Consider the following 14,131-nt stretch of genomic DNA (forward strand, 5'->3'; position numbering starts at 1 on the left):
TAATTAACGCATAGCTTTCGATGTCCAACTATAAAAAAGCCCGGCTCTACGGGCTTTCTGTCAAACTTAATTTTCCAACTTATGACAAATCTCTATTTGCCCATAAGATCTTCAGTTTCTTTATATGTTTCATTGATAATCATATTGAAAGGATCATGTTTCTTTGGCAACACATACGGGACCACAATTTTACATAACTTCGAGTTAGTCACTTTCAAATGAGCTTCTGCCAAAACCCAACATTCTTTATTCAGTTTTAACGGTGATAAAAGAAAAGCTACTTACTCATGGAATTGGTTGAATTCAATGACTCCATGGACCCGTTATAATTTGTTTTGAATCTCCTTGTATTTGTCCATCATCTTTAAACGGTAATAGACGTTTTTCAATGACTCACGTATAACTTCATCATTTGGATTTATCAGATAACATTTCTCCATATACGGCAATGATTTTCCCCACCATATCTCAGACTTTTTGATGAAACTTTTATATGCTTCCTGATCATTTACCGGAACATCTGCTGCCAACTCAACTTGTTTAACTCCCCGGTTATAATAAATAACACCAAGATTGTACAAAGCAATAAAATTCACTGAATCTACTTTCAACGCCTCCTCGTAAAGTTTTATTGCATTTTCTTCATCATCAATTTTATTATACAAGTCTCCTTTGGTAAGATAATAATCTATATTATCCGGTTTTTGGGTAATCGCAATATCGAGATATTGGATCGCCTCATCTCGCCTGTTAAGGTTTAATAAAATCTGAATCATGCTGTTCATGATTCTTTCATCGTTCTGATATTTGAGCAATGCTTTCTGCAAGGTTTCCAGTGCTTTTACTGTATCTTGCTCACTTTCGTATGCATTGGCAATCCAGATGAGAGCGGTTTCCTCATTGTACCCCAGTTCTGCTGCCCGTTCCAAATAATGAATAGCTTTGTCGTGCTGGCGGGCATTCATCGCTGCCAGTCCACAATTATAAACAATAGCCGTGTCAACCAAAGCATCTTTATCATCCTTCACAACAGGCATTTCATTAATTTCCAGTATTTGTTCGAAACGGGTTAACGCTTTATTATATACACTGTCGTTGTATGCATTTATTGCATCGCTCTGCAAATCGTTGACCAACAAAACAAGATTCACTTTCAAACTTTTCCCGTACCGATTTTTGATATCCAGTTCTACCGCCTTTTTGTACGAATCGAAAGCATCGGTTAAAGGATCGCTGCTTAAAGTGCCGTATTTCTTATCGGCCGATTTATAAATAGCCTGATATATTTCGCCCTGTACCTGCCAGGTTCGCGGCCAGCTAACCGACTTCGCTGATTTCTCATTTGCAGGATCAGTAGCTGATTGTATACATCCCAGGGCCTTCTCCAATTCGCCCGAATCTTTGTAAGTGACAGCCTTGGTTACCTGCCCTTTTTGAGCCAACAAGGCATGACAAACCATTACCAGTGCAATGGTAATAAACAATTGTTTCATAGGGTCTCTGATTTAAATGATTTAAAAACTGGAAGTGAAACTTACACTCGGCGAAGAACTTTACCTTTAATTTCGCCGAACATCCACCTTCAGAAAACCGGCCTCCAGCAACACTTTCGTTACCGCATCTATTTCTGCTTGCGTAGCGTTTTTATCGGGGGATATGCTGGTGTACAAACTATAATTCCCATTTTTTGACAAAAAAGCTTCTGCTTCGCGCTTAACCTTATCCAAATCAGGAAGACCGCTCCCCGACCATGCAAATCCAAACATTTGGGACGGTTCTCCTGCTTTTGTTCCCGGATTTGTTTCCCGAACCGAATGCTGCTGAATACTGTAACCAACCTGGTCGATGTTTACTTCCTTTAGCATGCGTTTTACAGTTTCTATCTGAAGATACGTAACCTCGTCTTCAACTTCCAACACAACATTTGTTTTTGCGGGCTGTTTGCCCATTTCCCTGAGTTTTGTTTCAAACTCCGTTAAAGTGTATTCCCGGTTATCCAGGTCAATCTTACCGTTTGCTTTTACCAGAACTTTGTGCTGTGCCACAGCGGCCGGTTTCTGTTCCATCTTCAAAACCGTTGTGCTGACTTTTACGAAAGGAACCTGGTTCAGCTCATTTAGAACGTTATTCAGTTTTTCTTTAGGAACATCGCTGAAAGACAAAACAGAAATCGTCGTTTTATCATCCCTTGACTTTACAGACTCTTCGACTTTCTGTTTAACGTTTTCAACGGCAGATATTTTGTTAAAAACCTCCAATCTATCTGGATAAACTCTCACATCGTATTTTCCAATATTTTGCAAAGAAGATGTATCATCTGCTGCTCTTTTAAAATTTGCGTTTTTTATCCCGGCAAAAAACAAAGTTTCTTTTAGCTCGGCAACTACTTTATCACTGGCGCCATTTTCGACGCTTACATTTACTCCCTGTTCGTGATTGGTCTCATTCTTTCGATTTGCTGCATCATTCAACTGATTCCGTTGTACTAAATAACGCTTTAGTTCTTCGATTGTAAGTTTTTTGTTTTCTATCAGCTGCCATTTTTCCTCTTTTGTTTTTGGCTCGACATAATACCTTTCAACATAAACACCTCCATCTTTTGTAATTTTTAGATTTACAAATGGCGGAGGAGGTGGTGGTGGAGTTGCTGAAGTTGTAACCTTTGGCTCCATGATCGAAACGCGTACCGGAAGCATTTGATTGATTACCTCCTTCTTTTCGGCAGACAAGGAGAAATAATCCTGATTAAACTTTTCCTGCGCCAGTTTCTGCCGCTTTTCAAGATAAATTTTCCCGATGGAGCGAAGCATTTTATCAACAAAGGCTTTATCTGTTTCAACGTCGTATCGCAAGGCAATTACCCCTTTTGAGATTTTCACGTCTCCCACGAGTGGCATATTTTTGCTTATTGCTTCCGGCCCTTTTTTGACCGTTTCAAAAGGAGGATTTCCGTTTAAGAATTTCGTTACCCCTTCAAGTACTCCATCAACAGTTGCGAAAGAACCACAGGCTAAAATCTTACTTTCCCGGTTAACAAGGATTGTCATAATATTCTCCGACGGTACCGGATCACCGTGTTTTGTTTTATCATACTTCGGCAAATTCGATGGTTTGCTTCCCGGCGGTGGAGGAGCAAGCTCAAATTGGTTCATCTCTAGTCCGTGGCTTATTTTCGACAGGTTCTGAATGTTCCAGTTATCGAGCCAAACTTCGGAGCTGTCTTTCTGAACACTCAATGAAGGTACCAGATCACTGATTTTATCAGGGATCATCTCAGGTCTTGCAAAAGCCTGTAAAAGCAGCGCTACAACCGGTACAAACAAAGCCAGTTTAAGGCTTGTGCGACGACGATTGGTTTTCATGTGCATCATTTTGATTCGTTTTAAAATTGGTTTTTGTGTAAAATGGTTGGCCAGGGCAAAACGTCTTTCGCCTACAGCCTTTTTAAGAACCAACAGTTGGTATGTTTTTGCATCGATGCCTTGGTTAAGTACGGCCTGGTCGGCCTGGTATTCGTGTATCAGTTTCAGATCGCGGCGCAACAGCCACACCACCGGGTTAAACCAGAAAAGGGCGGTAAACAGCTCGCAGATCATCAGGTCGAGCGCGTGTTTGTGTTGAATGTGGGCGTATTCGTGGGCTACCACAATGTCTTTGTTTTCTGTGAAATCTTTTTCCGACAAAACAATGTGCTGCAAAAAAGAGAAGGGCTGAATAAAATCTTTGACAATGGCCAAAACCACATCGCGGAAGTGTTGTTTCTCGGCCCGGCGTATGATTTGCCACACCCGCACCACCGAAAAGGCCAGCCGACCAACCAGCAGTCCGATCACCGAAAGGTAAAACACCACCCACGGGTTAAACGGCGCTTTTACGGGAGCTGACTCACGCAGCGGCAGGTTTTCGGTAACAACCACCGGCTCGCTTGCGACGGGTGCCGCTACCCACTCGTGAATAACTTCGAACGGCGGGATCACCTGTGTTTCGCGAATAAGCGGAACATCGGCAAAAGGAAGCACCACCGATGTGAGCAAAATACCCAGCAGCACCAGGCGGTTGGCGGTGTGCATTTTGTCGCGGCTAACCGCCAGCTTAAACACCGCATACAACAGCGCCAGACTTACCGACGATTTTAGCAGCCAGACCAGGAATGGGTTCATTGCGGGTTGTTTTGTTGATTTTCTATTTCTTCGATCAGCTTTTTCAGATCATCGAGCGAAAGGTTTTCTTCTTCCACCAGCAGCGACACCACGTTTTTATACGAGTTGTCGAAATACTTTTTCACCACGCTGCCCAGCGTAGTTTTGCTGTACTCTTCTTTTGTTACCGCCGCAAAATAGCGGTAGGTATTTCCAAACTGTTCGTGATCGATGAAACCTTTTTCCTCGAGTGCCCGCACCATGGTCGAAAGCGTGTTGTAATGCAGCTTTTGCCCCGCATACAACTCCTTTAACTCTTTTACAAACATGGGCCCGCGGTCCCAAAAAAAGTTCATGATCTCCTCTTCCTTCTGTGTCAGTTTTTTCATCTTTTCAGTATTTTAAGTATCGAGAATCAAGTATCGAGTATCGAGCTTGTAATAAACCAGATTCCTTCCCCCGAATACCCAGGGTCGGAATGACAAGGATTTCCCTGTTCATCCGCGGCGCAAAAACAATCGTTAACCAGCTATACCTATCACCGCGCCGCCAAACCATTATCCCGGTTCGTCATCCCGATCCCGTTCGTCAACTGACGAGGGAGAGGGATCTGAAACCGCTTCGAGCTTCGAGTATCGAGCTTCGAGTATCGAGCTTCGAGTATCGAGTGTCGAGTATCACCCCCTCCGTCATTCCGGTGGCTAATGCCCCGGAATTCCTCGTCCCCCTCTAAAAGGGGGACAAATCAGCAGGCGGTGAGCTTCGATCACTCTGAACTCTAACCTCTTTCAAAACAAATGTAACTATATTTTCTAGTTTTCAAACTATTTTTCATAGTTATTCGGGAAAACTTTTTATCAAAAACACGTACAATGCACTGTATCAGGCATCTATTTTTTATGTTTTAAAAAACATTTCTTGTTTTTAACGAGCAATCGGCTTATCTTGAATACACCATTAAACAAAATTCTAGTTCGTAACATTTAAATTTAATCCTCATGGAAAACATCGTAGATTTTATTATTCCCGACGAGGTAATTACCGACGTCCAAACAAAATTAGCCGAAGTACAAACAGCTTTACAGCCTTATTTAATTGCACTAACGCCCGAGGAGCGGCGCACCGTGCCAAAAATGAGTGACAAAACCCTTCCGTTTGTGGAGAAAACACTTGATTACACCACCTCCGACCCGCAGTTTGCACCGCCTTACATGGATAAGCAGGAACTGGCCAACGATATGAAGGTGGTAGGGCAACTGGTTCCGCTGCTGCGGATGGTTGAGCAGCTTAACGACGGGCTCGACGACACGCTGATGGCGGCAGGCGGCGAAAGCTACGTAAATGCACTGGGCTACTACAGCTCGGTGAAACAAGCCACCAAAATGAATGTACCCGGCGCCAAAGCCATTTTCGAGGACCTGAAGAAACGATTTACGAAAAGCCGCCCGGCAAGTAACGCTGAGCAAGCTTAATAACAGAGCTTTTAGTGAAAAAAGGAGGTGCGGCAAGTCTGCACCTTTTTTTTGGCCTGTTACGCAACTCAAAAAAACGAAAATGCTGAATAAAGAAAGTTGCCATTATTTTTGTTTTATGCTTTAACCTTGTGCGGGCACGTCAAAATTCCGTCAATCGGGCCAAATAGCTTCATTGAAAAATTGCCAAGGTTAATTTTGACTTGATTCTTTTTGCTTCGTTTTTCTCATCTAAGGAGAAAAATGAAGTGGGGTTTGGGGCAAAGCCCCAATCAGGCAACAACGCAATACAGTTTCGATGCAACCAGAGGACCACTGTGAAAATTATCGGGACAGTTAAAATACGAAATGGAAATTTCTGGCATCAATTTGACATGTGTAACTTGATTTGCCCCTCCGAGCCCCAATGTCACCCTTCCGAAGTACTCCTTTGGGCTTCAGAGAAACTAATTTCAGCCTCGGAAGAACTAATTTGAACCTCAGAGCCTCAAACGAGAGCCTTTTTGCCCCGAATTTTAACAATTGAGGCCCGCGCTTGAGCCTCAGAGCCCCGGCTTTTAACAAAAAAGGCTAAAATTAGTTTCTCGGAGCCTCAACGTTGAGCCTCGGAGGCCCAAACGCGGGCCTCTGAAGTACCCCCCCCCACTTCCGAAGTACCCCTCTCCCTATCAAAAAGCCTTGAATTGTACGTCATTGCGATCTGTTCGTCGGATCAGGAACGCAGAAGCAATCTGTAAGGTTAACCGGCCCCTAATGCTATTTTTTCATTCTTGCTGTTGCAGAATGTTCCGCCCCGATGGGGCTTATTTTTTCTCACCTGGAGTTTTCGATTAATAGCATCGCAACGCTGTTGCTAAAAAATCAGCTGCAGAGCAGCAAGATCGTTGTAGACAAACAGACAAAAAAACCGTTAAGCGGCAGCGCAGCGTAATCGATTTAATCGTCGGAATAGTTGTTTTTCCCGGACAGCAATGATTAAGAAACGTTTGTATTTTTCTTCGAGCTCCGGAAAAAATGTGCACCGGGAATCGCACTTCGGAAGTACCCCTATTAAACTGAAAACTACTCTATAACATATCGGCCGCTGTACTACCAACAATCTTTATGTTTATTTTAGAGCACGAAAAATCAATCATTCCCAATACATTGAAAATATCTCTTGCAAATACGAAACACAAATACACTTGGTTTTTCAGGATCAAAGCCAACGAAATCAACGACTTAAAACAACAACAACAACTAAAGTGTATCGCACAGTGTGATATACAGGTACGTTAGGCCCAAGTTAAAACCCAAAAATAAAAATGATGAAAACAACATCTTCGTTAATCTTAGCAATCTTTTTTGCAACATCTTTCATTACCTCAACCAACGCACAAAATGATTACCGTGACTTTAAGATAAGAGATACGGTAAAAGATGAGAACTTTACAATCTTCAATATGAACGACTTTAGGGATGCTTTGGTGCAATTGGGCATAAATGTTTATAAATGGGATATGCCTATTCCAAGAGACAATGACTACCAATTAGAATTTTATGTACAGGAATATGAAAAAGCAAAACTTATAAAAGATAGTGTAGTTAGAACCTGGACAACAAAATTTTGGGGATTCGATGAGAATAGTAGGGCAGAATTTCAGTATATCAAAAACCTAAGAATTATTAGTGAAATGCCAGATTTTAATGACAAATCAGATAAACTAAGACTCAAGGTTTCATTAAATTCAGGCAAATTCCAATTCACAACAAGTATATTACCGCGACCAATTTATGAATGTTATTATCTGATAAAGTTTGAAGAAACAAATTTTGAAATTGGAAAAGATATACCATTGCTATTATTCAACGCTGGTTGGGAAATAAATTTTGAAGGAGAATTGGTTCGTCAATATTGTGGACCGAATTTCATTCCGGCAGATTTAGATGATGATTCATTGCGCCAATCGGACCACTTCTTTGTTTTTGGATATCGTGTTGTTGACGAAGAGTTTTATAGAAGAGATTAAATCAATGATAAAAACAAATTAAAATATTAAAACCGGCGCATAGCAAGTGGTTAAAGTAACGGCTGGGTTTAGCTCTATTCGACACGGTCGAATCTCGTGCCAACCTCAGTTTCGGTCGGATAATCCCGAGTATTCGGGACCGCCACGACCTCATACCACCACCGTCAGCGGGAACATTGAAGATTTGAAATAGTGTAACCATGTTAGCATTCGAATAAATCATTGATAATTATTATAGAAAACTAAAACACTCAAAATTTTAGATCATGAAAACGATATTATCTCTTTTACTAATTCTATTATTTGCCTCGTGCAATAAGAAAGACGAAGAGCCTATAAATGAAAAACTCCCACCAAAAGTTTATATGAAAGAAATGATTGAGCCCGATACTTTAAATATCTATCAGGGGGAGTATTATATACGTGTAGACTTTAAAGAAAATGGTTCGTCAGGAAGTAAGGAATTAGTTTTTACAGAAACAACTCAGGATATGACAGTATGGCGGCATCCATCACAGCCGAGCCTTGGAATGTCATCTCAAGGAGTGATTTTTTCGGATTCTGAAACAGGTGAAAACCTCAGTGTAATGTTCTATTTTAACATTGAAACAGATACCCTGTTTACCTTGGCTTTTGCTGATTATCAATGGGCTAATCCATGGAAAAATAAAGCAGGAATGAATATTGAGCACTACGTACCTGTGCCTGATAATACAAGTACTTACCTCTATCTGGGTGGAAATTCGAGTGATAGTTACTGTCAAATTTCATACATCGGAAGCGACCGAATTAATGGAAGTTTTCATACAACCTGGCGCGAATGCTGTGGTGGCTCGGAGATTTTTGATGTTTATGGTGATTTCTCCATCCCCCGAATTAATGCTTCAGTTTATGTAACGCCTTGAATATTTTGAAAATGTAATCATACTGCAATCGAGCTATGACTAAATAAATTAAAATGCTAGCGCTAACACAATGTTAATCTAATCATATATGAAAAAATTTCCCATCATTATTATTGTTATTGTACTATTCAGTTTAATGGGCTGTCAGGAGGATAGCCTGGAAATCTCAGACATCAGATTTAAAGGAGATATCCTCGGTGAAACGATATCTCTGAATGAAAACAACTTGTCGTTTGTAGATATTATTGATTTAGACGGACCGTTTAATAGCAGGACTTTCGTTTCAATATTTAAAAAAGGGAACACATCCTATTCATTGAGTTTTGCCATACCCAAAGACTCTACGTCTAACTCATTATTATTTCCGGTTCAACAAACGGGGCAATACGGATTTGAAAGAGTTGGTAGTTATAACTCAAGTTCTCCTTTTCGGTTTAGTGTAGCTGAAAAAACAGGTCAAGAATGGATAATGCATTCAACATATTCAAACAATGATGATAACAAAGTTGAGATATTGGATATTGAGTTCGAAACAGATACAACACTGATTATTACGGGGACATTCGATTGTAATCTCAGTATCTTAACTAACGATGAAATTGTGGGTAATGCAAAAGATGTGGAATTCAAAACCAGGTTCTTAATAAAATAAACACCGGGTAAATTGCAAAGTGGGGCTTCCCACTTGCAAGCGACCATTAGCAACACAACATAAAACATCATGGATAAGCGCACCACTACAGAAACCATTATTGCATTGGAGACAGCGGCTCTTGATGCATGGCACCAGGGCAATCCCTCTCCCTATCTCGCACTTTATTCAAAAGACTTCACGTATTTCGACCCGGCGCATGAAAAACGGCTCGACGGGTGGGACACGATCAGAGAGTTCTACGAACGCATGCGCGGAAAGGTAAAAATGGATAAGTTCGAAATAATAGATCCCGTAGTGCAGGCAAGCGATACAATGGCGGTTCTTACCTACAACCTGCGTTCCTACTCGGGTGAAACGCTCTGGAAAGAGAATTGCACCGAAGTGTACCGGCTCGAAGAAAACAAGGAGTGGAAGATCATCCACAGCCATTGGTCGGTAACCCAGGCTGCTGTAGTTTAGCAGCCCATAGTGACACAAACTTGCCATGGGCGCTGCTAGCTTACAAAAGCAATTCACCCGGTGACTTAGAGTCACCGGGTGAATTATTTCGTAGCTATGCCTGTTGCAAAACTATTCCTTCCAGTCGATCAGTCGGCCGGGAGTCCACGGGGCATTGATCTTGTTTAGTTCGGCTTCCAATGCCGGAATCTCCTGTTCAACGATCTTTCTCAGGCTTTCCAGTACCGGCGGGAACTCTTCCTTCAGAATTTCGTATCCGCGTTTTTCGGTGGTGGTAATTCCACTGGTCGAACCCATGTGGGTGTAAGTAATATGTCCCAGGCGGTCGTTCAGCGGCACCTGTTCCGGTGGCACTTCTTCGCCACTGGCCTTGGCCGGAACTCCGTTCATTTTGTAGTTCAGTGCTTCCAGTTCCACACCCAATGCACGCGCTTTATCCATCAACTGCTGGCCGGCGCCCGGTGTAGAATAGATGGCTTGTTTTATCTGTTCCACTTTATCCATCGATTCGCTGATCAACCTTCCGGCTCCCACCACCGACAAGGCGAGCTTGTTGACTTTGGCCGCAAAATCAACATTTTCGCGGTAGTCTTCAGCCGGCAGCGTAGTGTTGTTCAGTTTCCGGCAAGTGAATTCAAGCGGCTCCACCAAAGTAGTCAGTTCGCCTTCGTGCCACAGCTGCATTCCTACTTTGTAAGTTCCCGGCAGCACCATAATACCCCGATTGCGCCCCGAAGAAATAGGATCGAACTTACCGCTAAAGCGCATACCGGCCGTGGCAGTGTAGGTCATGTTCCAGTTTACCCGGTTGATTCCTTTGGAAGGTGATTTGTTAAACTGACTCACCACATTTCCTCCCTGGTCGTAAACCGTAAAAATCAAGTGTGTTTTCTCCTGCTGATCTTCGAGTTGAAGTTCCCGCCAGCTGGGCTGCGGAATCGGTTTTCCTTCTTCGAACAATTTCTTTTCCTCGTCTTTCCGAAGTTCTTTTTTCGTCTTCGGAACTTCTTTCAGAAAATAAGTAAAAGTAGCTCCGTATTCCGGGTTTTTCGAATAAAAATACGTATCGCCCTGGTTGTCTTTTCCATCGGTTTGAATGTACATCAAAGCATCTTTCACCGGGAAAATTGCCGCTGCCTTGTTCTCCAGATCGGGTGTTACTTCGCGTAAAGAGCTGTAATCATCCAGAATGTAAAACCCACGCCCAAAGGTAGCAATCACCAGGTCGCTTTCGCGCTCCTGAATGGCGATATCTCGAACAGCAATGGTGGGCAGGTCTGCTTTCAGTTCTACCCAGTTTTGCCCGTTGTCAACGGTAAAATAAATGCCAAATTCGGTACCGGCAAACAACAATTCAGGGCGCAGGTAATCCTGTGCAAGTGTGTGCACGGTTCCGTTTTCAGGCAGATTACCTGTAATGGAGGTCCAGGTCTTTCCTTTGTCGGTACTTTTATACACGTATGGTTTAAAATCGTCGCGTTTCAGGTTGTCAAAAGTGGCATACACCACATTTTCGTCGTAGCGGTCGGCCACAAGATCACTCACATAAGTATATTCCGGAACACCGGGAAAAGATTTTACCTGCGTCCAGTTATCGCCGCCGTTTTCAGTGATGGAAATTACGCCGTCATCGGTTCCGGCATACAGCAAGCCCTCTTTTAACTTTGATTCGTCGAGCGAAACGATGGTTCCCCACTGCGAAGTAGAGACATCTTTCGCCACGGCATCAGCCGGCCAGTATTTGCCCATTACCGGGAAGGAATTACGATCCACCTGCGCTGTAAGATCATCGCTGATCACCTCCCAGGTATTTCCGCGGTCGTCGCTGCGGAACACCTTGTTGGCTGCCACATACAAACGCGTTTTCATGTGTGGGCTGACAATGAGCGGAGCATTCCAGTTCCACTTATAGGTAAGTTCACCTTTTCGCTCGCGTGGTTTAATACTGATGGTTTCTTCGCTTTTTTTATCGTAGCGGAACATATTACCGTACTGATATTCGGTATACACGATGTCGGGATTTCCAGGTTCGGTAGCCGCCCAGAAACCATCGCCGCCCATGGTAATGTACCAGTCGTCGTTGATCACACCGTTGCGGCTGGTATTGCGCGAAGGTCCTCCCATGGAGTTGTTGTCCTGCGTGCCACCGTACACATTGTAAAATGGTTCAGCATCGTCAACAAACACCCGGTAGAACTGGGTTACCGGAAGGTTTTCCTTAAAATCGAAGGTCTCTCCGCCGTCCCAGCTTTCATAGATCCCGCCGTCACCACCGATGATAAAATGTTCGGTATCTTTCGGAGCAATCCAAATCGCGTGGTCGTCCACATGGCGGGTTTTGGTGGTGATGTTGTTCCAGGTTTTTCCGGCGTCGGTTGTATACACCGAACGCGTTTCCACCGAATAAACTTTGTCCACATCTTTCGGATCGCAATAAATTTCGTTGTAATACTGTCCGCTCGAAGAATGGCTACTCATTTTCTCCCAGCTTTCCCCCTTGTCGGTCGAACGGTAGAAGCCACCCTTGTCCTCAGCAGCTTCCACAATCAGGTAAACCACGTTGGGATCTACCGGCGAAACATCAATTCCCATACCTCCCAACTGAACGCCTGGCAAACCTTTGCTAACCTTGCGCCAGTTTTCGCCGCCATCGGTTGATTTGTACACCGCCGACTCTGGCCCGCCACCGATTTTAGTGAACGAAGTACGACGCCGCTGTTCCGAAGTGGCATACATAATGTCCGGATTCGAAGGATCGATCTTTACATTATTGACACCAGTATTTTCACTTATCTCAAGTACTTTTTTCCAGTTTTCGCCACCGTCAGTCGACTTGTAAAGACCACGTTCTCCGCCCGGTCCCCAGGCCGAGCCTTCGGCGGCAACAAACACGACATCCGAATTCCGGGGGTCGATCACAATTCCGCCAATCTGCCGGCTTTCCTTCAGCCCCATATTTTTGAAAGACTTTCCGCCATCGAGCGACTTGTAAACCCCGTCGCCATACCCTAACGCCCGCTGGTGGTTGTTTTCGCCGGTACCCACCCACACTACGTTTGCATTATTGGGATCGAGTACCACCACACCAATCGAATAAGTTCCGTAGTTGTCAAAAACTGGTTTCCAGGTAGTCCCGTTGTTCTCGGTTTTCCATACATTGCCGCTGGCAACGCCCACATAATACTCCTTGGTGTTGTTGGGGTTTACGGCAAAATCGGCAATTCTACCACTTGCCCAGGCCGGGCCGATGCTTCGCCATTTTAGGCCGCTCACCAGGCCGGAGTTAATAAAGGATTTGGGTTCCTCTTTTTTCTCGTCTTCTTTCTTTTTTGCATTCACCACCGTCGAAAACAGAAATACGACGGCCAGTAATAGTAACAGTTTCTTCATAAGTTATCGTTTTTGTGAAAATTCAAGTTGTGGTAAAGTCAGGATAAATGCCGTGCGAAATGAGGTTGAGGAAAGTCAGCATGTCTAACGATCTTTCATTTCCGGTCATCATCTCAATGGTTTATGATTCAAATCAAGATCCTGAATATACTAATTATCTGCTTTCAGAAATAAGACAAAACTCACAAAGCTATTCAGGATGAGACAGAAGGGAAAAGTTTCAGGGGTAAAGGGCTTAGAGTTTACAGAAAACTCACAACAAACGAAGAGAATTTTACAGGCTGTGAGCCGCCAGCCCATACTGACCGCAGCACACAGCAACACCCAAGACGACGAGCCGTCGGCTAAGGGATTAGAAGTTGAGTATATCTTTCAGGTTTTTATACCCGGTTTTGGAGACTTTTAGCTTGGTTTTATCGTGAAGAATGACCACATACGACTCTTTTTCGTATTGCTGAATCTCAGAAATTTCGTTCACCTTAACAATGTACGAACGATGAATACGTACAAAATCATTGGGATTCAACGATGTTTCGAAATACTTCATGGTTTTTTGCTTCATCCAGCGGCCTTCGGTGGTGTAGATCATCACGTAATCATCCATCGACTCGATGTAACGAATGGCATCCACCGGCGCAATATGGATTTTATGACGGTCTTTCACTACCACACGGTCGAGATAACCTTCGCGCGGAAAATCGCTCACCTTCTCTGCCACGTCCGATTCGCGCCCTTCTGTCTGCATACGCTCTTCCACTTTTGCCACAGCTTCCACCAAACGATCTTTTGAGTAAGGTTTCAGCAGGTAGTCGGCAGCATTGTACTCAAAAGCCTTTAACGCATACTGATCGTAAGCGGTGGCAAATATAATCTGCGGTTTATGTTCGAGTAATTCGAGCATCTCAAAACCTGTAATTTTGGGCATTTGAATATCGAGAAAAACCAGGTCGGGCTTTAATTCATTGATCATTTTCACCCCTTCAAACCCGTTTTCACATTCGGCAATGATCTCAATGGATTCAATATCCGACAAAAAATTCTTCATAAGGTTGCGGGCCAGCTCTTCGTCTTCCACAATGATGGTGCGCAATTTTTCGGTCAT

General features: G+C 43.4%; 10 protein-coding genes. 5 read left to right on the forward strand and 5 right to left on the reverse strand.

The genetic code is table 11. The features are described from left to right. Positions 1-323: 323 nt before the first annotated feature. From D1614_RS14930 to D1614_RS14940, 3 genes are all read right to left on the reverse strand, one after another. Positions 324-1,493: a tetratricopeptide repeat protein gene (locus tag D1614_RS14930; protein ID WP_119438763.1), complete on the reverse strand. Its 1,170-nt coding sequence runs from the start codon at positions 1,491-1,493 to the stop codon at positions 324-326. Between the two features lie 66 nt (positions 1,494-1,559). Beyond that, a complete protein-coding gene (locus D1614_RS14935) occupies positions 1,560-4,160 on the reverse strand; it encodes a M56 family metallopeptidase (RefSeq protein WP_119438764.1) in 2,601 nt (866 codons plus the stop codon). Further along, complete coding sequence (locus D1614_RS14940) at positions 4,157-4,528, reverse strand: BlaI/MecI/CopY family transcriptional regulator (protein WP_119438765.1); 372 nt, start codon at positions 4,526-4,528, stop codon at positions 4,157-4,159. Before D1614_RS14940 ends, D1614_RS14935 begins: the two co-directional genes overlap by 4 nt. A gap of 609 nt (positions 4,529-5,137) precedes the next feature. Here D1614_RS14940 and D1614_RS14945 point away from each other — a divergent pair. The 5 genes from D1614_RS14945 to D1614_RS14970 all read left to right on the forward strand — a co-directional run bounded on the left by D1614_RS14945 (position 5,138) and on the right by D1614_RS14970 (position 9,639). Continuing rightward, on the forward strand, positions 5,138-5,611 hold the full coding sequence (locus D1614_RS14945; RefSeq protein ID WP_119438766.1) for a hypothetical protein: 474 nt from the start codon (positions 5,138-5,140) through the stop codon (positions 5,609-5,611). A 1,304-nt stretch (positions 5,612-6,915) separates the two neighbouring features. After that, a complete protein-coding gene (locus D1614_RS14955; protein WP_119438768.1) occupies positions 6,916-7,620 on the forward strand; it encodes a DUF5041 domain-containing protein in 705 nt (234 codons plus the stop codon). A gap of 266 nt (positions 7,621-7,886) precedes the next feature. After that, on the forward strand, positions 7,887-8,525 hold the full coding sequence (locus D1614_RS14960; RefSeq protein WP_147384239.1) for a hypothetical protein: 639 nt from the start codon (positions 7,887-7,889) through the stop codon (positions 8,523-8,525). Positions 8,526-8,613: 88 nt separating this feature from the next. Further along, positions 8,614-9,177 carry a hypothetical protein gene (locus D1614_RS14965; RefSeq protein WP_119438770.1) on the forward strand — a complete coding sequence of 188 codons (564 nt, stop codon included), beginning with the start codon at positions 8,614-8,616 and terminating at the stop codon, positions 9,175-9,177. A 69-nt stretch (positions 9,178-9,246) separates the two neighbouring features. Beyond that, positions 9,247-9,639, forward strand: a complete 393-nt coding sequence (locus tag D1614_RS14970) for a YybH family protein (RefSeq protein ID WP_119438771.1) — start codon at positions 9,247-9,249, stop codon at positions 9,637-9,639. A 111-nt stretch (positions 9,640-9,750) separates the two neighbouring features. Here D1614_RS14970 and D1614_RS14975 read toward each other — a convergent pair whose 3' ends face one another. Beyond that, on the reverse strand, positions 9,751-13,029 hold the full coding sequence (locus D1614_RS14975; RefSeq protein ID WP_119438772.1) for a WD40/YVTN/BNR-like repeat-containing protein: 3,279 nt from the start codon (positions 13,027-13,029) through the stop codon (positions 9,751-9,753). Between the two features lie 352 nt (positions 13,030-13,381). Continuing rightward, entirely contained in the window at positions 13,382-14,131 is a 750-nt protein-coding gene (locus tag D1614_RS14980) for a LytR/AlgR family response regulator transcription factor (protein ID WP_119438773.1), read from the reverse strand.

The organism is Maribellus luteus (assembly GCF_003576475.1).
GTDB lineage: Bacteria > Bacteroidota > Bacteroidia > Bacteroidales > Prolixibacteraceae > Draconibacterium > Draconibacterium luteum.